Origin of the sequence: Aliiroseovarius sp. F20344, from assembly GCF_023016155.1 — a bacterium.
Taxonomy (GTDB): Bacteria; Pseudomonadota; Alphaproteobacteria; order Rhodobacterales; family Rhodobacteraceae; genus Aliiroseovarius.
On sequence record NZ_JALKBG010000006.1, the window covers coordinates 25,788 to 46,698 of the forward strand.

20 protein-coding genes and 2 tRNA genes are annotated in these 20,911 nt (G+C 56.4%); 7 read left to right on the plus strand and 15 right to left on the minus strand.

Going from position 1 to position 20,911, the window contains the following annotated elements; translation table 11 throughout:
* Window positions 1–15: 15 nt before the first annotated feature.
* The gene (locus MWU55_RS05825; RefSeq protein WP_246934838.1) at window positions 16–687 is read right to left on the minus strand and encodes a pyrimidine 5'-nucleotidase; all 672 of its coding nucleotides are present in this window, start codon (window positions 685–687) and stop codon (window positions 16–18) included.
* A 150-nt stretch (window positions 688–837) separates the two neighbouring features.
* On the opposite strand from MWU55_RS05825, the gene MWU55_RS05830 reads away from it, so the two are divergent.
* Window positions 838–1,482, plus strand: coding sequence for a GntR family transcriptional regulator (locus MWU55_RS05830; protein ID WP_246934839.1), 645 nt, complete (start codon window positions 838–840; stop codon window positions 1,480–1,482).
* Here MWU55_RS05830 and MWU55_RS05835 read toward each other — a convergent pair.
* A complete protein-coding gene (locus MWU55_RS05835) occupies window positions 1,454–3,460 on the minus strand; it encodes a glycosyltransferase family 2 protein (protein WP_246934841.1) in 2,007 nt (668 codons plus the stop codon). The genes MWU55_RS05830 and MWU55_RS05835 overlap by 29 nt on opposite strands.
* A 125-nt stretch (window positions 3,461–3,585) precedes the next feature.
* The gene (gene carA / locus MWU55_RS05840; protein ID WP_246934844.1) at window positions 3,586–4,758 is read right to left on the minus strand and encodes a glutamine-hydrolyzing carbamoyl-phosphate synthase small subunit; all 1,173 of its coding nucleotides are present in this window, start codon (window positions 4,756–4,758) and stop codon (window positions 3,586–3,588) included.
* 189 nt (window positions 4,759–4,947) lie between these two features.
* Between carA and MWU55_RS05845 the strand changes: the two genes are divergently transcribed.
* Window positions 4,948–5,406 (plus strand): GatB/YqeY domain-containing protein, encoded by a 459-nt coding sequence (locus MWU55_RS05845; protein ID WP_246935689.1) that lies wholly within the window; start codon window positions 4,948–4,950, stop codon window positions 5,404–5,406.
* A gap of 49 nt (window positions 5,407–5,455) precedes the next feature.
* Here MWU55_RS05845 and MWU55_RS05850 read toward each other — a convergent pair whose 3' ends face one another.
* Window positions 5,456–5,971, minus strand: a complete 516-nt coding sequence (locus tag MWU55_RS05850; RefSeq protein WP_246934846.1) for a DUF2244 domain-containing protein — start codon at window positions 5,969–5,971, stop codon at window positions 5,456–5,458.
* A 151-nt stretch (window positions 5,972–6,122) separates the two neighbouring features.
* Here MWU55_RS05850 and MWU55_RS05855 point away from each other — a divergent pair, with 151 nt between their 5' ends.
* Complete coding sequence (locus tag MWU55_RS05855) at window positions 6,123–6,473, plus strand: hypothetical protein (protein ID WP_246934847.1); 351 nt, start codon at window positions 6,123–6,125, stop codon at window positions 6,471–6,473.
* A 61-nt stretch (window positions 6,474–6,534) separates the two neighbouring features.
* On the opposite strand, the gene MWU55_RS05860 is transcribed toward MWU55_RS05855, so the two are convergent.
* From MWU55_RS05860 to lipB, 3 genes are all read right to left on the minus strand, one after another.
* Window positions 6,535–8,208: a cytochrome c oxidase subunit 1 gene (locus MWU55_RS05860; RefSeq protein WP_246934849.1), complete on the minus strand. Its 1,674-nt coding sequence runs from the start codon at window positions 8,206–8,208 to the stop codon at window positions 6,535–6,537.
* A gap of 198 nt (window positions 8,209–8,406) precedes the next feature.
* Entirely contained in the window at window positions 8,407–8,880 is a 474-nt protein-coding gene (locus tag MWU55_RS05865) for a cytochrome C (RefSeq protein WP_246934851.1), read from the minus strand.
* A 114-nt stretch (window positions 8,881–8,994) separates the two neighbouring features.
* Window positions 8,995–9,678 (minus strand): lipoyl(octanoyl) transferase LipB, encoded by a 684-nt coding sequence (gene lipB / locus MWU55_RS05870; RefSeq protein WP_246935690.1) that lies wholly within the window; start codon window positions 9,676–9,678, stop codon window positions 8,995–8,997.
* A gap of 125 nt (window positions 9,679–9,803) precedes the next feature.
* Between lipB and MWU55_RS05875 the strand changes: the two genes are divergently transcribed.
* Window positions 9,804–9,890: transfer RNA gene (locus MWU55_RS05875), tRNA-Leu, on the plus strand.
* A 35-nt stretch (window positions 9,891–9,925) separates the two neighbouring features.
* On the opposite strand, the gene MWU55_RS05880 is transcribed toward MWU55_RS05875, so the two are convergent.
* On the minus strand, window positions 9,926–11,815 hold the full coding sequence (locus MWU55_RS05880; RefSeq protein WP_246934853.1) for a cation:proton antiporter: 1,890 nt from the start codon (window positions 11,813–11,815) through the stop codon (window positions 9,926–9,928).
* A 194-nt stretch (window positions 11,816–12,009) separates the two neighbouring features.
* Here MWU55_RS05880 and MWU55_RS05885 point away from each other — a divergent pair.
* Window positions 12,010–12,105 (plus strand) — tRNA-Ser (locus MWU55_RS05885).
* Window positions 12,106–12,366: 261 nt separating this feature from the next.
* On the opposite strand, the gene MWU55_RS05890 is transcribed toward MWU55_RS05885, so the two are convergent.
* Genes MWU55_RS05890 through MWU55_RS05900 form a run of 3 tightly spaced genes read right to left on the minus strand, consistent with a single transcriptional unit; the run spans window position 12,367 to window position 16,777 of the window.
* On the minus strand, window positions 12,367–13,824 hold the full coding sequence (locus MWU55_RS05890) for a multicopper oxidase domain-containing protein (RefSeq protein ID WP_246934855.1): 1,458 nt from the start codon (window positions 13,822–13,824) through the stop codon (window positions 12,367–12,369).
* Between the two features lie 12 nt (window positions 13,825–13,836).
* Window positions 13,837–14,256, minus strand: coding sequence for a Cu(I)-responsive transcriptional regulator (gene cueR / locus MWU55_RS05895; RefSeq protein ID WP_246934857.1), 420 nt, complete (start codon window positions 14,254–14,256; stop codon window positions 13,837–13,839).
* A gap of 13 nt (window positions 14,257–14,269) precedes the next feature.
* Window positions 14,270–16,777, minus strand: coding sequence for a heavy metal translocating P-type ATPase (locus tag MWU55_RS05900; protein ID WP_246934858.1), 2,508 nt, complete (start codon window positions 16,775–16,777; stop codon window positions 14,270–14,272).
* A 150-nt stretch (window positions 16,778–16,927) separates the two neighbouring features.
* Between MWU55_RS05900 and MWU55_RS05905 the strand changes: the two genes are divergently transcribed.
* Window positions 16,928–17,128: a heavy-metal-associated domain-containing protein gene (locus MWU55_RS05905; RefSeq protein WP_246934861.1), complete on the plus strand. Its 201-nt coding sequence runs from the start codon at window positions 16,928–16,930 to the stop codon at window positions 17,126–17,128.
* Between the two features lies 1 nt (window position 17,129).
* Here the strand turns inward: MWU55_RS05905 and MWU55_RS05910 are convergent, their stop codons facing one another.
* Complete coding sequence (locus MWU55_RS05910) at window positions 17,130–17,672, minus strand: hypothetical protein (protein ID WP_246934863.1); 543 nt, start codon at window positions 17,670–17,672, stop codon at window positions 17,130–17,132.
* Window positions 17,673–17,728: 56 nt separating this feature from the next.
* Between MWU55_RS05910 and MWU55_RS05915 the strand changes: the two genes are divergently transcribed.
* Window positions 17,729–18,331 (plus strand): Crp/Fnr family transcriptional regulator, encoded by a 603-nt coding sequence (locus tag MWU55_RS05915; protein ID WP_246934866.1) that lies wholly within the window; start codon window positions 17,729–17,731, stop codon window positions 18,329–18,331.
* A gap of 3 nt (window positions 18,332–18,334) precedes the next feature.
* On the opposite strand, the gene MWU55_RS05920 is transcribed toward MWU55_RS05915, so the two are convergent.
* From MWU55_RS05920 to MWU55_RS05930, 3 genes are all read right to left on the minus strand, one after another.
* A complete protein-coding gene (locus MWU55_RS05920) occupies window positions 18,335–19,060 on the minus strand; it encodes a DsbA family protein (RefSeq protein ID WP_246934868.1) in 726 nt (241 codons plus the stop codon).
* A 1-nt stretch (window position 19,061) separates the two neighbouring features.
* Window positions 19,062–19,448 (minus strand): cytochrome c, encoded by a 387-nt coding sequence (locus tag MWU55_RS05925; protein WP_246934870.1) that lies wholly within the window; start codon window positions 19,446–19,448, stop codon window positions 19,062–19,064.
* A gap of 77 nt (window positions 19,449–19,525) precedes the next feature.
* Complete coding sequence (locus MWU55_RS05930) at window positions 19,526–20,908, minus strand: multicopper oxidase family protein (RefSeq protein ID WP_246934872.1); 1,383 nt, start codon at window positions 20,906–20,908, stop codon at window positions 19,526–19,528.
* Window positions 20,909–20,911 lie beyond the last annotated feature (3 nt).

Here is a 20,911-nt window from a genome sequence, read left to right on the forward strand (position 1 = left end):
GTTTCCCCCTTGGGATCAGCTTAGCTGGTCCGGGTTTTCAGACGTACCCAGACGGTTCAGAAACGCGGTCAGGTCGTCTGTGTGATGATGGATGTGTTCTGCAGGTTCAGGCTCTGGCGCGACATGCACGGTTTTCATACCAAGCGCATGCGGGACGGCCAGATTGCGCGGGTCGTCTTCGAACATTGCCGCGGCTTCGGTTTTCACTCCATCGCGGGCAAAAACGGCCTCGAATGCGGCGCGGTCGGGCTTGGGGTGAAACTCGGCGTGCTCGACCCCATAGACCGCGTCAAACAGACCAGACAGGCCACGTGCGGACAATACCTGCTCTGCATATGGCGCGGTGCCATTGGTGTACACAATCTTGCGCCCCGGCAAGTTTGAGATCTGGCTTGCCAGCGCAGGATCTGGTTCAAGCGCATCAAACGAAATGTCATGAACGTCGTGAAGATACGGGGCAGGGTCCACGTCATGTAAGCGCATAAGGCCAGCAAGCGTCGTGCCATGATCACGCCAGTATTCATTACGCAACCGATCCGCCTCGTCCCGGTCCACACCAAGCTCCTGCATAACCCAATTCGTCATGCGTACCTCAATCTGGTCAAACAGCCGAACCCGAGGCGGATAGAGCGTGTTGTCCAGGTCAAAAACCCAGTGACTGACATGTGAAAACAGATCTGCAACCATGTTCGGACGCTAACCTGACGGGCCAGCGGGCGAAAGGTCTGAAATGCGAAAATCAGGCACTGCGACGACGCGACACGCGGTTGGTGTTTGCCATGCTCTTGGTGTCGTGCTTATCTGTGCGGATCGACATGGGCCGGGAAGGACAGAATGGTGGCTGAAGGAAAACAAGGACAGCGCGACGCGTATGAAATGATCCTTGAGGCAATTGACACAGGGACCTACAAACCCGGCGATCGTTTGGTCGAAAACGAATTGGCCGAGCGTTTTGGAGTTTCGCGCACCCCGATCCGTGAAGCGCTTCAACGGCTGGAAACCCAATCCCTTCTGACGCGGGATGGGCGCAGCCTGATCGTCGCCTCGCTGGATCACAATCAATTGGCCGAGCTTTACGTTGTCCGCTCTGAATTGGAAGGTCTGGCTGCATCTCTGGCGGCCCAGCATGCCGCGCCGGAGGAAATCCGGGTACTGCGCGAAATGGTGGAAGAAGACCGGCAGCTACTGGACAATCCGTCCGCCTTGGCACGTGCAAATCGTCGGTTTCACAAGCAGCTGCATCTGGCCTCGCACAATCGCTATCTGGTGCAACAATTGGATCTTGTGCATCGCTCCATGGCGCTGTTGGCGACGACCTCATTGGCTGCCGAAGGGCGTAGTGAAGATGCGATTGCCGAACATGACGCCATCGTCACAGCAATTGAGGCGCGGGATCAGGACGCTGCGCGCAATGCCTTGCGAAGCCATATCTCGTTGGCGTTTGAAACACGTATCAAACTGGATTCGGCTCTAACGGATTGATGTCCGACGTGGCAGGTTGTGCCGCAGGATCGTGATCGAATTTACCGTGCTGGGTCTTATCCCAGTAAAACGGTTTCGTCATGATTTCCAGAAACCCTTTCATCGCCGCCAGAGATGCCAGTGGATAGTAGAAATGCAGCGTGGGAACCCAAAAGCGCAACCAGCGGTGTTTGGGAGTGCTGACCGCTTGCACCCCGACAGTGATGGTCAAAAGCTCAGCCGCCATGAAGACCGTGCCAAGGACCAACAGAAGGTTATTCGGGGCTACCCCACGTAAGGGATGAGGCAGTCCCAGCGGGAATGCCCAGAACGTCCAAAGGATCGGTGCAAGCAGGAATTGCGACAACGCGCCCAAGAATAAAATCTGAAACCCCGCAAATTTCCACCAGCCCAATTCTTTACGAAGCTGTCGCGGGTTTCGCATATGCACGCCATAGGTCATGGCGTAGCCCTTGATCCAGCGCGACCGCTGTTTGATCCATGGCCAGACGCGGCAGTTTGCTTCTTCCTCGGTCACGGTGTCGATCAATTCGGTTCTGTATCCCCGGCGTGCCAGCCGAATGCCCAGATCCGCATCTTCGGTCACGTTATGGGCGTCCCAGCCGCCCAGTTCCTCAAGCGCTGCACGGCGGAAGAACAACGTTGTGCCCCCTAGGGGGATGGCAAACCCCATGCGTTCGACCCCGGGAAGGATCGATCCCCACCACGTTGCGTATTCGACAGTGAAGCAGCGACTTAGCCAGTTGGTGCGGGCGTTGTAGAAATCCAGCTTTCCTTGCAAACACGCGACATCCGGGCCGCGTTCTGAAAAGCGCCGCACAATCTTGTGGATCTGATCTGGGTCGGGGGCGTCTTCGGCATCATAAACGCCAATGATCGACCCTTTGCAGAAATCCAGCGCGAAGTTCATGGCGCGTGGCTTGGTTTTTACCACTCCGCGCGGAACAACTATTTGCCGCATCCAGCGTGGAAGGTCGGACTGTGCTAAAGTGTGTTGGGTTAAGCTGTCATCTTCTTCAACCACAAGGCAGATATCCAAAAGCTCGCGCGGATAGGAGAGGCGTTCCAGCCGTTTGACCAAGCGGCCAGCGATCTCGCGTTCTTTGTAAAGGGGTACAAGGATCGAGACGGTTGGAAGCTTCAGGAACCCTTGTGGGGATCGAGCAGATACGAATTCGGTTTGTTCTCTTTGGCGGCCGCGGAAGAATTGCCAAGCCGCGATGGCTTTTAGGGATGAATTCAGAATCAGTGTCACAACGGCCCAACCAACAAGAACGGCAAAGCCTGCATAGCTTGAGACGACGAAAACCGCACTGATTAACAGAACCAAAGCCAAGCTGAACCGCATCACCGCAGTTTGGCTCCACGTTCGGCAGCTTTCAGAGGCTGCGACCCGACTTTCGGCGCGTTGCGCAAGGCTGCGGTGGCGCAGATCTACAAGCGTTTTTTGGATGTCTTCTTCCGGAGCGATGGCCAGGTAACACTTCCCCCAAGTTGCGGGGAAATGTTTGGAAAGCTCCGTGAACTGGTCAGGGCGCGAACAGATCACAATTGTCGCCGCACCCGCCCGTTTCCATGGAACGATGCCATTGCGGATGCAGAACTCTGCCCCGATCTGATCAATTAGGCGCACATCGGGCCTTTGCGACGTAAGGTCAGCAATGTCACATCCATATTGGTGCGCCAGCCCAGCATATAGATCGGCTTTGCGCACCCAGCCATTGGCCAGCAGAATATCCCCGAACCGCGCATCTTCGCGCGCCATTAGGGCGACGGCCATGGCCAAATGCTCGGGCGACAGCGCACCCATTTCCACCAACACCTGCCCCAAAGGCTTTCGGGTGTTGGCATTGGGGCGGTCAAAGCTGCGGGACGCCGCGCGGACGGCGGTGGTTCCGAAGGCGATGGCTTTGTTGGTTCCTGCCTGAACCGAAAGCGCATCATTGGGTTGGACGATACGAAGATCTGGGGATGGCATTTTATGCTCGTTGGACTGTCAGACCAGACGAGCATGATGGTTAAATGGTTAATGGCGGGTTAACCAACCCGCCATCGTGTCTGAAAAGTGCAATTCCGCCACAGGGTTAGCGGCAGATACTGGTATCAGCCGCGCGCATCCATCGCCTCCGAGAAGCGCTCGAACAGATAGTAGCTGTCCATCGGGCCCGGGCTGGCCTCGGGGTGGTACTGGACCGAGAAGACCGGGCGCGTTTCCATACGGATCCCGCAGTTTGAGCCGTCAAACAGCGATACATGGGTTTCAATCACGCCCTCGGGCAGGCTGGCGGTATCAACTGCGAACCCGTGGTTCATCGAGGTGATTTCGACCTTGCCAGTGTCATTGTCCTTGACCGGGTGGTTAGCACCGTGGTGGCCGTGGTTCATCTTAATCGTGCGTGCGCCAAGTGCCAGCGCCAGCATCTGGTGCCCAAGGCAAATGCCAAAGACAGGAAGGTCCGTGCTGTCGAGGATCGTTTTGATCATTGGCACAGCATACTCACCGGTGGCCGCAGGGTCGCCGGGGCCGTTCGACAGGAACACGCCGTCGGGATTGTGGGCCAGAACCTCTTCCGCAGTGGCCGTTGCAGGCAGAACCGTTACGTCACAGCCCGCCGAGGCAAGGCAGCGCAGGATGTTGCGTTTGGCCCCAAAATCCAATGCCACAACCTTGTGACGGGGGTTTTCCTGCTTGGGATAGCCATCAGGCCAGGCCCAGCGCATTTCATCCCATTTGTAGCTTTGCGCACAGGTGACCTCTTTCGCCAGATCCAGTCCCTCAAGACCCGAGAAACCACGCGCTTCGGCGATCAGCGTTTCAATATCGAAGTTTCCGTCTGGATCATGAGCGATCGCCACATGCGGTGCGCCCTGCTGGCGAATTGCGCGGGTCAGGCGGCGTGTGTCGACGCCACCAATGCCGATGCGTCCGGTTTTGGCCAACCAATCCACCAAACGTTCAGTCGAACGCCAGTTCGATGGTTCGGTCGGGTCCCACTTAACAACCATACCGGCGGCAACAGGATCAGCCGTTTCATCATCTTCAGGGTTCACACCCACATTGCCCACATGGGGGAAGGTGAAAGTCACAACCTGCCCGGCATACGAGGGATCTGTCATGATCTCCTGATAGCCAGTCATTGCTGTGTTAAAGCACAGCTCGGCGGTGGTGATACCGGTGGCTCCGAACCCGTGACCGTAAAAGATCGTGCCGTCAGCAAGAACAAGACAGGCAGTGGGTTTGGCAGTTTCCTGAGAAGGGGCGGTGGCAGCGGACATTGAACGACTCCCGATCGACAAATTGGCGCGAACCTAGTTGCGAGGTTCGGTGGGGTCAAGAGGCGCTTCATGCACAAAAAGCACGGAAAGTTCATTTTGACATGTTAGCGCAAGACAGTTGTGTTGATTGCCGGGACGCTTTTCGATAAATAGCCGTCTTTGTGAACGTCACAGCAGATGGATGGATCCATGGATATGCGCAGCCGCGTGAATGATGCCCTGAAAACGGCGATGAAAAACAAAGATGCCGAGCGTTTGACCACGCTGCGGTTGATCAATGCCGCGATCAAAGATCAGGACATTGCCCTGCGAGGCAAAGGTGAGGACACTCAGATCTCGGATTCTGATGTGTTGGCCATTCTTGGAAAGATGGTCAAACAGCGCCAGGAAAGTGCGCGCGCCTATGAAGAAGGCGGACGTCTTGAGCTTGCCGAGAAAGAACTGTCCGAGATTAAAGTGATCGAAGACTTCCTGCCACGCCAGCTTTCTGATGAAGAAACCGAAGCGGCGGTGGTGTCTGCAATTGCGGAAGTTGGCGCAGACAGCATCCGCGACATGGGCAAGGTGATGGGCGCTTTGAAAGCCAAATTCACAGGCCAGATGGATTTCGGAAAAGTTGGTCCATTGGTGAAGGCCAAACTTGGGTGATCCATCTGAGATGAAGATGCAAGAATGCGAGGCAGCGGCCTCGCATTTTTTATTGGTGAGACTTAATCTGCATAAGCCGTTCCGACAGCTCTGCATGCAGGGCGGGTCGTTCGTCTTCTGACAGGAACGCGCCCAATTCAACTTCACGTCCGCTGCCCTTGAGCGTGACATAGTCAGGCACAGGACCGCCCGATTTGTGAAGTTGAACTGTCACCCAATACGGGTTGCCTTCCCATTTCTGAACCTCCCCGCGCGGGCCGTGCCGGGTAAGGGTCATGTGATCTGACCAGATGCGTAGCTCTTCAAGAATTTCGCCGTCTTTGTAGCTTTTCTCGATAAAGAACCACAAAGCGCCAAGGGCGGCGAGCCCGAACGGCAGCAGCCCCCAAAGCGCAACGGTGCCAAGAAACGCCAAGAGGGGAAGCGCCATCATGCCAAAGCCCATTCCCATGATCCAAACGAACCCACGGCGCGGGAGGGAACGGTAGGGCCAAAGGTGCAGCTCTGCCTTGGGTCGGTTGCGCTGGGCATCTGATTTGTCGGCCTGAACCCACTCGTAGGGCATTGGGGTGTCCTCGTGTTTTGAACCGGACAACACATCGCAAATGATGGGGGGACTTGGCAAGTTCAGGTGGCTGGGTTTCGCCGCTCTCTGGGATGTGATTGGCAATTCAGGGCGACGGATCGCACTCTGCTTTGAAAAGCAGGAGGTCACGATGCGTTTGTTCTTACTAAGCAGCTTACTAATGGCTGGACCCGCCTTGGCACATGACGCCGTGATCGAAGGCGCGGTGGCACGGGCCAGCGGATCGGGTTGGTCCTTTAGTGTGACCCTAAGCCATCCAGAGATCGGCTGGGACGATTACGCCGATGGCTGGCGTGTAGAAACAGAGGCAGGTGAGGTGCTGGGCACCCGCGTGTTGGCGCACCCGCATGCTAATGAGCAACCTTTCACCAGAAGCTTGTCAGGTGTGGCCGTACCAGAGGGCACTGTGACAGTTTGGATCCGCGCGCGAACAAGTGTGGATGACTGGTCTGATGATCGTTTCAGGCTCGATCTGCCCTGAAGCATTACAGCCAAAGAAAAAGGCCCGGATACTTCCGGGCCTTTTCTAGTTTGATCTTACCTTAGTGCGAGTGGCCTTTATCCCACTCTTCCTGCTTGGGCAGGATTTCAAAGGTGTGCTCTGGCGGCGGGGTGGGCAGTGTCCACTCCAGCGTATCCGCGTATTCGTTCCAGTAGTTGTTCTCGGTCACGCGTTTGCCGCGTGTCAGCGTGTAGAACACGATGCCGATGAAGAACACGAACGAAGCGAACGAGATGAACGCGCCATACGAGCTGATCTTGTTCCAGTAAGCGAAGGCTTCCGGGTAGTCGATGTAACGACGGGGCATGCCTTGGCGGCCCAGGAAGTGCTGCGGGAAGAAGGTCAGGTTTACGCCGATGAAGAAGGTCCAGAAGTGGATCTTACCAGCCCATTCAGGGTACTGGCGACCGGACATCTTGCCAATCCAGTAGTAGATACCTGCAAAGATACACATCACCGCACCAATCGACATAACGTAGTGGAAGTGAGCAACCACATAGTAGGTGTCGTGATACAGACGATCGACGCCAGCCTGAGACAGAACCACGCCGGTTACGCCGCCGATGGTGAACAGGAACAGGAAGCCGAACGCGAACAGCATCGGTGTCTTGAACTCGATCGATCCACCCCAAAGCGTTGCAATCCACGAGAAGATTTTAACGCCTGTCGGCACCGCGATAACCATCGTGGCCAGCATGAAGTAGCTTTGCTGCTGCAGCGACATACCAACGGTGTACATGTGGTGAGCCCACACAACAAAGCCGATCGCGCCGATGGCGATGATCGCCCAAACCATCGGCAGGTAGCCGAAGATCGGTTTGCGTGCGAAGGTGCCAATAACGTGGCTGATCAGACCGAAGCCTGGCAGGATCACGATGTACACTTCCGGGTGTCCGAAGAACCACAGGATGTGCTGATACAGAACCGGGTCACCACCGCCAGCAGGATCAAAGAATGTCCCGCCGAAGTTACGATCAATCAGCAGCATGGTGATAGCGCCTGCCAGAACCGGCAGCGACAGAAGGATCAGCCATGCGGTCACAAAGATCGACCAAGCAAACAGCGGCACCTTGAACAGGGTCATGCCCGGGGCACGCATGTTAAGGAAAGTGGTGATGATGTTGATCGCACCCAGGATCGATGAGGCACCCGATACGTGGACCGCGAAGATCGCCAGATCCATCGAATATCCGCCCTCGGTCGTGGATAGAGGCGGGTATAGAACCCAACCCACACCAGACCCAAGCTGGTCATTACCGCCCGGAGCCAGCAGCGAGGCAACGCCCAGTGCAACACCTGTGGCATAGAGCCAGAAAGACAGGTTGTTCATGCGTGGGAAGGCCATGTCGGGGGCACCAATGTGCAGCGGCATGAAGTAGTTGCCGAACCCGCCGAACAGCGCTGGAATGACGACGAAGAACATCATCAGGACGCCGTGATACGTGATCATCACGTTCCACAGGTGGCCGTTTGGTGTACATTCGGCAGTTGCATCTGCGATGAAACGAGCGCCCTCAAGGCACATATATTGAACACCAGGTTCCATAAGCTCCATGCGCATGAAAACGGTGAATGCGACCGAGATGAAACCCGTCAGACCGGCAAGGAACAGGTACAGGATACCGATGTCCTTGTGGTTGGTCGACATGAACCACCGGGTAAAGAAACCACGATCGTCGTGGTGGTCGTGGTCGTGGATGGCTGCGTCCGCCATGTATCCCTCCCTTTGGGGTTAAACGAGGACAGGGCTGGGAAAATCCCTGCCCGGCTTTTTAACGTGTTTAATATGCCTGGCGGGTCAGGGGCAACGTCGCAATCGTCGCATTTGCCAAAAAAATTGCGCCCTGCACAGGGATTTCCCGGGCAGGGCGCAACGTTAGCGCTGAAACTCGACCGTTTGGTCGGGTGTCACTTAGTTGGTTGTGGTCGATTCGGTCTCTGCCGCTTCACCTTCGGCAGCTTCCTCAGCAGGCATTTCGGCCGAGAATGTCGCGAGGAAAGCGATGATGTTTTCAGGCTTGCCCCATTTGAAGGTCATTTTCGATTTAGCTTTGCTGTCGCCCGTGGCTTCTTTCAGGAAGCCTTTGGGATCTTTGATGTAGGCGGCAAGGTTGTCAGCATCCCAGACCAGACCGGCTGTGCCGGCGTCGACGATCGATTTGCCGTATTTGAAGCCTTCAACGCTGCCTGCTGCGCGGCCAACGATGCCGTACAAGTTCGGGCCGGTTTTGCCGCCTTTGAAGATCACTTCGCCTTCCGGGCTGGCAATCGCGTGGCAGGATTTACATTTTTTGAAGTCTTTTTCGCCTTTCGCAGCATCGCCTTCGGCAAACGCGGTGCCGGACAGTGCGATGATCATGGCTGCGGATGAGAGAATCGTTTTCATGGTAGTCCTCTTGCTTGATCACATGCGCCAGATGGCGCGAATTCCGGGGGAACCTGCGCTAAATTCACTTTAATTGGAAGGTGTACCTATGTCGCAGGTGCGAAAAGCTGCAATTTAGCGCTGATCAGGGCCGAACACTTCGTCAAACACACGGCGAAGGGCCACGTCCAGATCTTCCATCGTGACCGGAAGGCCCAAATCCACCAAGCTGGTCACGCCGTGTTCGGAGATCCCACAGGGGACAATGCCCGAGAAATGTTCAAGGTCCGGTTCCACGTTGATCGAAATCCCGTGAAAGCTGATCCACTTGCGTAGGCGCACGCCGATGGCAGCGATCTTGTCTTCAGGCGGTTGTCCCAATGCGGTCAATGGTTTGTCGTCGCGCACGACCCAAACTCCAACACGGCCGTCGCGCCGTTCACCCGTGACATTAAACTCGGCAAGGGTTTTGATGACCCATTCTTCCAGTGCAGCGACGAAGGCCCGCACATCGCGCCCACGTTTGCCTACATCCAGCATGACATAAGCCACCCGCTGGCCGGGACCGTGATAGGTGTACTGCCCGCCACGTTTGCTTTCAAAGACGGGGAACCGATCCGGCGCGACCAGATCACGTGGATTGGCCGAAGTTCCCGCCGTATAAAGTGGCGGGTGTTCCAACAACCAGATCAGTTCACCAGCTTCACCGCGCGCCATCGCATTGGCATGCGCCTCCATCCTCGCGACCGCGGTCTCGTAATCCACCAAATCGCGGGCGACTTCCCATGTGACTGGGGGCATATCCAAAGCGTTGTTCATACCAGTCATTTGGCACCTGACGGGGCGCATGTCAAAACGCACGGGGAAATTCTTTTTGTGTGTCGAATTTTGCACTTCACATCACACGACCCCTTCGCTATGTAGCGCCTCACCTAGCCTGACATGCGGTCGTGGCGGAATTGGTAGACGCGCAGCGTTGAGGTCGCTGTGAGGTAACACTCGTGCGGGTTCGAGTCCCGCCGACCGCACCATCCCCAAATTTAAACCGAATGACGATGCTCGTAGTTTATTCTGCGGGCTTTTCTGCTTTCACGTCCTGCATCCGTCCGCGCAGTTGTTCCTGCCATTCCTCCATCATCTCGTCGACACGCGCCATGTAGGGCTCGTTTTCCAACGGCGGGATGTTGATGTCGTATAGCTCAGCCAAATCCAGCATCGACTCGCGGTCTGCGGCTTCAAACTCTGCCAACAGCATTTCCGCCTGCGGGCGCGTATGGCCCAACGCTTCAAAGACCGAACGGCTGGCCCTGATCGAGCTGTCATAGGTCTCGCGAATGATGTCGCGACATCCAACGGACCACAGATCATAGACGTGATTGCGGTCAATAGCGCGCGCAACCAGATGCACGTTGGGGTGATGTTCCACCATGTACCGGACCAATTCCGTGATGGCTTCTTTGTCATCAATGGCAATGACCAGGACTTTTGCCTCATCAATGCCCGCCGCATGCAACAGATCCGGACGTGTGGCATCCCCGAAATGCACGCTGATATGAAAACGGCGCAGCATCTCGAGTTGCTCAGACGAGTAATCCAGCACCGTGGTGTCATACCCTGCACCGCGCAGCGTGCGGTTCACAATCCCGCCAAAGCGGCCGTGGCCCGCGATGATGATGGGCGCCTCGCCTTCGATCTCGTCAGCTTCGCGTTCGTCTTGATTGCTGTATCTTGGGGCAATCACGCGATCATAGAGGATGAACAGGGCAGGGGTCAGCAGCATCGATAGCGCGACGACCAGAAGCAGAAGGTCTGCAATGTCCTGAGGAATAACGGCGTTTGCCACGGTGAAGGACAGAAGCACGAAGCCAAATTCACCTGCCTGCGCCAGTCCAAGGGCAAACAGCCACTTATCGCCCCCTTGCAATTTGAATGCCCGCCCAAGCACCATCAACACGCCGGCTTTCAGTGCAATCAGGCCAAGGGTTAGCCCAATGATCAACGCGAAATTGCTGCCCAGTAGTCCGAAATTGATACCGGCCCCCACGGTGATGAAAAACACGCCAAGGAAGATGCCCTTGAACGGATCGATATCGCTTTCCAGCTCATGCCTGTATTCGCTGCTGGCCATGACGACGCCTGCAAGGAAGGTGCCCAGAGCGGGCGAGAGCCCAACCATGGTCATCAGCAGCGCGATGCCTAGAACCATCATAAGCGCCGTGGTGACAAACAACTCGCGCAGCCTTGCTTTGGCGACGAAACGGAAGATGGGGGTGGTCAGATAAGTGCCGATGAAGATCACGCCAGCAATGGCGGCCAAAGTGACTAATGCTGTCTGCCAGCCGTTCAACCCGTCGACGAGGCTAAGGTTCAGGCCACCGCCATGCCCATCATCGTGCCCATCGCCATGTCCTGCTCCATGCGCAAGTGCATCAGACAGTTCAGGCATAGCCAGCAACGGGATCAGCGCCAGCATAGGAATGACCGCGATGTCTTGCATCAAAAGGACCGAGAAGCTGGCCTGCCCTCCGTCCGAGCGCAGAAGTCCCTTTTCACGCAGAGTTTGGTTGACGATCGCGGTCGAAGACAAGGCCAACACCAGTCCGATCGCAAGCCCAACCGTCATAGGAAGCCCGAAGGCCAGCGAAATGGCCAGCACCGCACCTGTCGTGATCCCGATCTGTAATCCGCCCAGCACAAAGATACGGCTACGCATCTCCCACAAGGATTTCGGGTTCATCTCAAGCCCGACAATGAACAGCATCATCACAACGCCGAACTCGGCAAAATGCTGAAGCGCAATCACATCCGCCCCTGCCCAGTGCAAGATCGGACTGATCGCTATGCCCGCGACGAGGTAACCAAGGACCGAACCGAGCCCGAACCGCGAGGCGATCGGAACCGCGATCACGCCTGCAAGGAAGAGAGTGAACGTAATGAGCATGAATTCAGCGGTCATGTGGCGGGCCCCTTGTATCTGTAAAAATCATGCCACCCCTGTTCGCGTCAGACCGGCCGTTTCAGCAAAGCCTTGTCTGCGGGGCGGGTCAAGAGCACGTCGTTCTGATGTTGATGTGGCATCGAACCGAAAACCGCAGCAATTTTCACTTTTGACCCTTGCCCCTCTTTCACGAGATGGCTAAACGGGTCGACGGAGACGTGGCCGAGTGGTCGAAGGCGCTCCCCTGCTAAGGGAAGGAAAAGCCCTTGAATTCATTGATAAATACTGATTTTTTTCAAGAGTTGCCATATTCTTGACCTCTGCTAAATCTCAACTGTCGTCTAATGCGGAGTGTTTTCGTGCAACAGCCCCAGAATTGAACCGAACCAATATTTGAGTGGGGTCAGCTGCGGAAAGTGAAACCATGAAGCGCTGAATGAACTGCGAAGCCGTGACAGCTCATTGCAACCCGTGAAAACTGCAAAACTAAATTCAACCCAACTAGAGTTCCCGATCCAATTCAGACCCTTGCTCAAGCTGTAGGGAACGGCAACAAATGTTCCGACAACCTACACCACAGCGAACTGCCCCATCATACCACCGTCTTCATGTTCCAGTATGTGACAGTGGAACATGTAAGGCAGGCTTTCGCTGGCTGGTCGATCAAATTTCATCAGGATATCGGCCTGACCGTCTATCAGGATCGTGTCTTTCCAACCGGTATTCTGAGCCTTGGGTGGGCGCCCATTCTCGCTGAGCACCTGGAACGCGACGCCATGCACATGGAAGGGATGCATCATCATGTCAGCTGTGACTGACCAGCGTTCCATCTCACCGCGCTGCACGCTCATGTCGATACGGCTCATGTCGAAAGACTGACCGTTGATCGAGAACCGGTTGCCATTGCTACGCATCATCATTCCAGGCCCCATGGCCATGTCCAGGGTCACGTTCCGCCTTTTAGCTCCGGCGGGTTCCATGTCAGGCCTGGAGCCACCGAGGTCACCCGGCAGCGCTGTAATCCTTGCGACCAAAGAGGGATCCACCACGAATGGCAATACTTCGAAGGGCGGCCCGGATGATTGGCGTCCGCCCATCATACCACCACCCATCATGCCCATGTTGGTGTTCTGTCCACTCAGAAGGGACGCGTTGCCCCCATCCTCAAAATCCACCAGCAGCTCGTAGCGTTCGCCGGGGGCGAGGGTCAGGTCCTGCAAAGTGATCGGGTGGTCAAGCAATCCCGTATCCGTGCCAACCAAGTGCAGAGGGCGATCGTCCGACATCATCAGCGTGTAAATCCGAGCGTTCGAACCGTTCAGAAGCCGAAGGCGAACGATGCCTTTGGGCACCACGGCCGTAGTGCCTATTTGTCCGTTGACCAACATTGTATCGCCCAGAAACCCCATCATGCGGTCTGGCATGGACAAGTTGTAATCCATCCGCCCACGCCGATCAAAGCGCCGGTCCTGAAGCACAAGCGTCAGATCGTCTACGCCATAGGTCGCTGGCAATCCCCGGTCATCATCCAGCCCATCACTCAGCTGTAAGACGCCGGCCAATCCTTTGTGGACCTGGCGTGCGGTCTCTCCATGGGTGTGGGTGTGATACCAGACGGTCGCCGCAGGCTGGTCAATTGGCAGATCCGGCGACCATGTCTTGCCAGGCGCTATGGTTTGATGCGGACCTCCGTCTACATCGCCAGGGATAACCAACCCGTGCCAATGAACCGAAATGTGTTCATCCAAACTGTTGGTGATGTCGGCCCTTACCTCTGCTGAATTTGAAACCCGGACAGTTGGCCCAAGGAAGGACTGGTTGAACCCCCAGGTCTCGCTTGCAGATTGCCCAAGGAATTTCATCTGTCCGGCCTGTGCATTCAACGCAAACTTTCCGTTATTCGTTGCGTCCAGCAAAGGTGGCATTGCCAAAACCTTGGTCTGTGTTTTCGACATGGAAACGCTTGGTAGGACCGTCGAGACAAGACCCGCACCCAAGCCAGAAATGACATTCCGTCGTGAAATCATTGTGGGCATTCCTTACTTTGTGTCGGGCGCGTTTGACGAATTACCTTCTTCTCCGCTCAACCCCTCAAGAATCGGGCAATTTGGACGGTGGTCTCCGGCGCATTCCTTTGCGAGATGGGTGAGCGTGGCATGCATCGCTTGAAGGTCGACGATCTTTGCCTCGATCTCTTCGAGGTGTTTGTTCGTGATCTCTTTGACATCAGAGCTGGCTCGGGTTTCATCCTCATAAAGGGTCAGAAGCGCTCGACAATCATCAATCGTAAACCCAAGAGCGCGGGCACGGGCCAGAAAGGTCAGCTTGTGCAAATCACTTTCACGAAACACCCGATAATCATTGGTATCCCGCAAAGGCTTCACCAGTCCGATATCTTCGTAATACCGGATCGTCTTGGCGCGCAAATTGGTCCTCTTGGCCACGTCTCCAATATTCATGTCGTCCTCCTATTCACTCGGCCAGCGCCGGGCTTAGGGTTGCGGCGGGGGCTTCGTTTGTCGATTTTGTATCGCTCAGGGCTGGCGTCACCCAACGAAGGCGCAAGGCGTTGGTCAACACAAAGACTGACGACATTGCCATCGCCCCGGCAGCCAGAACGGGTGACAAGAGCACGCCAAATGCGGGAAATAGAACGCCTGCAGCCACCGGAATGAGCAGCGTGTTGTAGCCAAATGCCCAGAACAGGTTCTGGCGAATGTTGCGCATCGTGCGGCCAGAAATGTCGAACGCGTTGACCACTCCTGTCAGATCCCCTGACATCAACACCACATCGGCGGATTCGATTGCGACGTCAGTGCCCGTCCCGATGGCAACACCGACATCGGCGGCGGCAAGTGCTGGAGCGTCGTTGATCCCGTCACCGACGAAGGCCAGTTTGCCACCCTCGCGTAGCCGTTCAAGGCTGGCAACTTTCCCCTCCGGTAACACTTCGGCAATAACGACATCGATGCCCAGATCGGCAGCGATGGCATCGGCTGTGCCCTGATTGTCGCCGGTGATCATGGCAACCTTCAGGCCCAAGCCATGTAGCGCGGAAATCGCCGCCGGAGTGGTCGGTTTGATCGGGTCGGCCACGCCAATCACCGCGGCCACCCGCCCATCGATTGCGGCATAAAGCGGGGTGCGGCCTTTGCGACCCAAGGCGTCTCCGTTGTCGCCTAAGGCTTCCAGCGACAGGCCTTCGCGGAGCATCAAGCGATCCGCCCCAACCAACACCTTGCGCCCGTCGACCATCGCCTGCACGCCATACCCGGTGATTGACTGGAAATCGGTGATGTCCGCGATCCCGACATTTTGCGCCTTGGCAGCACGCAGGATGGCTTCGGCAATCGGGTGTTCAGACCGGGCTTCGACAGCGGCTACAAGGCGCAACACCTCCGCCTCTTCGAAGCCTTCAGACACCACAAGATCAGTCAGTTCCGGTCGCCCGGCGGTCAGCGTTCCGGTTTTATCGACCGCCACCAAGCGGGCCTCCTGCAGCATCTGCAATGCGTCACCTTTGCGGAACAACACCCCCATTTCGGCGGCTCGCCCCGTGCCGACCATGATCGAGGTCGGCGTCGCCAGACCCATTGCGCAGGGGCAGGCGATGATCAGCACAGCAACCCCGGCCACCAAAGCGTAGCTGAGCGCAGGTTCAGGACCGAACAGGAACCACGCCAAGACCGTTACGGCAGCAGCTGCAATGACAGCGGGCACAAACCACGCCGTAATTTTATCCACAGCACCTTGGATTGGAAGCTTCGCGCCCTGTGCCTGTTCAACCATCTGGATGATCTGTGCCAGCATCGTATCTGCACCCACGGCCGTCGCGCGAAATGTCAGCGCTCCGGTGCCATTCACGGTGGCGCCTACGACTGCAGTCCCTTCAGTCTTTTCTACCGGAATGGGTTCGCCGGTGATCATGCTTTCGTCAACATACGACGCCCCAGTCATGACTTCGCCATCGACGGCAATCTTCTCCCCGGGTCGCACGTGGATCACATCACCCAACACAATGTCTTCTATCGGCACCTCGATGATGTCGCTTCCCCGCTCAACACGGGCAACCTTGGGCTGAAGTCCGACCAGCTTGCGGATCGCTTCGCCAGTGCGACCCTTCGCACGGGCTTCCAGAAACCGGCCCAAAAGGATCAGCACAACGATCACGGCAGCGGCTTCGTAATACACATTTGCCGTGCCTGCGGGCAGCAGACCGGGCGCAAAGGTAGACACGAGTGAAAACCCGTAGGCGGCAGAGGTGCCCAGAGCGACCAGCGAATTCATGTCCGGTGCGCCCTTGAACAGCAGCGGAAATCCCTTGGTGTAGAAGCGAAGGCCGGGTCCAAGCAAAACCGCTGTGGTCAGGACAAATTGAACCAAACGACTGTTTTGCATCCCAATTGTGCGATCAATCAGCGCGTGCATTCCGGGAACGACGTGGCTGCCCATTTCGACCACAAAAACCGGCAGCGCCAAAAGCGCAGCAATCAGGGTCAGCCAGCCCAATTGGGTGATCTCAGCGGCTTTGCGATCCGCCTTGCCGACATCCTCAACCGTTTTTACTTTTGCAGGGTAACCAAGATCGGTTGCTACGCGAGCCAGATCTGCGGGCAAAACCGCGCCCTCGATATAGCGAACCGTTGCAGCTTCTGTGGCCAGATTGACCTTTGCCTCCAGAACACCGGGGGCTGCTTGCAACGTCCGTTCAACCCGACCGACACAGGATGCACAGGTCATGCTCTCGACGTTCAGGATAACCTCAGAGGTCACTGCCGGATACCCGGCCGCGTCAAGGGCTGCGGTTATGCTTACCAGATCCGCGGGTGCCTGAAATTGCATCTGCGCGGTCTCGCTTGCCAGGTTTACAGCGGCGTCAGAAACGCCGGGCACAGCGGTCAGCGCCTTTTCAACGCGACCAACACAGGACGCACAGGTCATCCCTTCAACGGACATTTTGATGGTTTTCGGTAGTGACATGCCATGCTCCACGACTCACGTCTTTGACACAAACATGCGGGGTTCCAGTGAGGGTAAGGTCAAGGGCGTTTAATCACAATTACTTGAGTATTGACCTTACCCTGTGGGAACCTCTACGTCCGAAAACACCCCAAGAAAGGAGAGCCCCTCATGACCACTTTCAATGTTCCCGACATGAGCTGCGGCCATTGCACCGGCGCCATCGAAAAGGCTGTAAAAACCGCCGATGCGGGCGCGGTTCTGAGTTTCGATCTGGAAGCGCGCACTGTGAATGTGACCAGCCAACTCCAAGAAGAAGCCCTCGCAAAAATCTTGGAAGACGAAGGCTATCCCAGCTCGCGCGTCGCGTGATTCAGTGGACCATTTTCCCGGTTGCCATACCCATGTGATGCTCCTGATGGTGAGCGCCGACGGCCATCAGGCCAAAGAACCCTAAGACGCGAATGGCCTGCTCATCGGTGTCCGATGTTACCGTCCAGATAAGTTGATCACCATTGAGGGCGACTTCGCTGGACCAACCAGTTTCGGCTGTCAGAAAAGGGGCATGGGCGGGAACCATGCGACTGGCGGCCCCTCCACCTGACCCAGTCGTCGCAATCTGAAATACAGAGCCGCCAGAAACGTGTTCCACGCTGACATTTGCATGAGTGACCAGCAGGTCCATATCAACCAGATGGTCGCGCAGGGTGCTGATATCGACCCGCGACCAATCCGTTTTCGGATCAGCCATCAGCATCGCCACGATTTCTGAGATTGCAGCAAAAGCACCCTGACCGGGTTCGGTCGGAACTGCTGACACAAGCGCCATTTTTCCGTGATCATGTGAGGTTTGCGCATCTGCGGGCGCGACGAAGACGCCCATCGCGAGAAGGGAGTTGAGGACGTGTCTAAGCATGAATGACCTTTCTGTTCGCTACTTTCACAAACTGGCAAAAACTCAAAAAGGGCTTTATGATTTCGATCATAATGAAGCAAATCACAGATATCCCGCCCCCTTTCGGATCCCTGCCCAGACACGGGGTATCGCTGCGGGAACTACGCGTGGGCGATGCCCTGTTTCGGCAGGATGACGCGAGCAGGGCGATGTTCTTTCTTCGAAGTGGGGCGATCAATCTGATCCGGCATACCGAAGCTGGTCAGAAGGTGACGATGTTCCGCGCCACTTCCGGTGACACGATTGCCGAGCCGTCGGTGTTCTCAGACCACTACCATTGTGATGCGATTTCAGAGCAGCCCAGCATCGTCTTGTCATTCGACAGGCAGAGCGTGCTGGCGGCAATGACCACGGACAGCGAATTTGCGGCGGCATTTGTGAAGCGGTTAGCTGGTCAGGTTCAAACCTATCGTCGCCAATTGGAACTGCTCGCGATCCGGTCTGCAAAGGACAGGGTTCTGGCCGGGTTGGCCGACGGGCGGTTGACCGGCACTGTGCTTGATTTTGCCGCAGAACTCGGCCTAACGCACGAAAGCGTTTACCGGGCACTGGCCGACCTGACCCGTGACGGGCGGATTGAACATCCCGCCCGTGGAAAATACCGACTGAAACCGTGCTGAGATTCACTGACCGCCGCGTGCTTCAGCCACCAGGCGCTGAAGCTCTTCCAAAGGAACCATTCCTGGCACCATAGAGTCTCCTATGACGAACGAGGGCGTTCCATTGAATCCCAGCAGGCGCGCCAGATTCATTGAGATTTCGATATGATCGGTAACCTCGGGGGCCTCCATGTCGGCACGCAGTTGTTCCAGATCCAGGCCGATCTTTTCTGCCGCAGCCATAACGCTCACCTCCTCCGCACGCCCACGCATGCGCATCATTTCCAGGTGAAACTCTGGATACAAGTCCTGCTCCCGCGATGCCAAAGCCGCGCGCGCGGCGAAAACTGATCCATCACTCAGGATTGGCCATTCGCGAAAGACCACACGAACGTCGCTGTCGGCAGCAATCAGCGCTTCAACTTCGGGCGAGACCTGCTTGCAGTATGGGCAGTTGTAATCGAAGAACTCGACGACCGTTACGTCCCCTTCCGGGTTTCCAAGCACCGGAGCATTCGGGTCTTGCTCCAACATCACTCGTTGTTCTGACAAGACTCGAGCTGCGTCCTGAGATGCGGCTTGTTCATCGCGCTCCTGCAAGATCGCAACGGCCTCCATGATCACTTGTGGGTTTTCCAGAATTGCTTCTAGCGCCAGGCGTTTGACCTCTTCCGCAGTCATCTCCTGGGCGGTCAGTGCCGTGCCGCTCAGGAGGAACGCAGTTAGACCTAACTTCAAAATGTGTCGCATCTCAGTTTCCCTTTAGTTGTTCGCCTTCGGTGCGCGTCGCCTGCATTTGCTGAACCCGCGAGGACCAAGTGGATTTGATAAAGGCCAAAATGTCCCAGATCTGCTCATCGCTCAGTGTCTCTCCAAATCCAGGCATACCGCTTACAAAGCCAGTGACCCCGCGCTGTTCCAGAGCCATCTGGCCTCCCATTTTGGTGTAATCGAATAACAGCCCATCACCATGATGCCAGGTGTGACCAAATTCGTCGTGCGGTGGGGCAGGCAAAGTGCCGTCGTCGTTCGGACTCCTCCAATCTGGCTGTCCTTCCAGTTTAGCCCCGTGGCAAGATGCGCAATTCTCTTGATAGAGAACCGCCCCGACCGTCGGATCAGAGTCTGCCGGTTGCATTGGTGGGGACGCCTGGGCGACCGCAGTAGCAAGAAAAAAAGCGCCTCCTGCTAAGAGAAGTATCTGTTTGGTGTTCATCATGCTGTGACCCTCAACCAAGTTTTCATGCCAGCTGCCTGATGGGACAGCATGTGGCAGTGCAAAAGCCAGTCGCCCGGGTTTTCAGCCCGGAAAACAATGGTTTGTTCTTGCCCTCGATCCATCATGATCGTGTCGCGTAGCGGACCTAAACTGCCATCAGCCATTTCTTCCTGGAAATGATGCCCATGCAGGTGCATCGCGTGGGGAAAAGCTGTGTCGTTTCGCATGGGAATTCTCAGAATTTCGCCCTGAGAAAGCTCGATCAGCGGCGTTTCGGGCAAGCCGGCTACGCCGTTGAAAGTCCAAATCTGGCCGTTGTTCACCAACTCTTGGACAGACATTTCTTCACCCTTCCAGATGCCTTGGCGAAGTCCGCCCATTGCGCCACCCTCCATGTGAAGTTTTACTTCGCGCGCATCTACGACCTTGGCCATCGGCGTCAGGGGGTTGGGTGGCAAAGCGCTGATTGCGCCGCGGGCAACACGCGCGTTGGTGCCAACAACGCTGAAATCGGAAAGGATGAAAGCCTCATCGCCTTCATGAATGGCGATGAGTGCCTGATCGCCGAGGTCAGCGGTGACATCGAGTATGAAATCCGCCCGCTGAGCTGGTCCCAGTATAGCGTGATCGGCGGCCTTTGGCGCAAGCAAAGGCATGCCATCTAATGCGACGATTGCCCCAACCATCCCATGCAAGCCAATCATCATCACCCGGTCGGTCGACACGTTGACCAATCGAACCCGCAAGCGGTCATTGCGTTTGACCTGGTTGAGTGACGGCGTCAAATGCGAGTGAACAAAATTCCCCATCCGCCCCGCGTGGGTCCAATCATGCATGGCACCGAAATCGTCACTAATTGCGGCGTGCTCCGTTAGCCGCCAATCGTCGATAACGACGGATATGTCGTGATCCACATCTGGCGGGTCGACCTCATCTACAATCAGGAGACCATACAGACCTCGTGCAACCTGCTCGGTGGACTGATTGTGCGAATGATACCAATAGGTGCCCGCGTCCGGCGGGGAAAATTCATAAGTATAATTCTCACCTGGAGCGACGGCATCCTGCGTCATACCCGGGACACCGTCCATGGCGTTTGGAATGCGCAACCCGTGCCAATGGATCGACGTAGGTTGAGGAAGTTCATTTACCAAACGTCGTGTTAGTGACTCGCCTTGGCGAAGTCGGATTTCCGGACCAGGCACTCCACCGTCATACCCCCAGATTTCGGTCTCGGGATATTCGACAGGTGCCAACTGAACCTTACCAAGTCGCGCTGTCAGATCCGGCGTGGCGGGTGTCGCCGTTGCTGTATATGGCAGGGTAGACAGGGCCGTTGCCCCGGCCAAAAACTGCCGCCTGTTGACGTTACTCTTCACGTC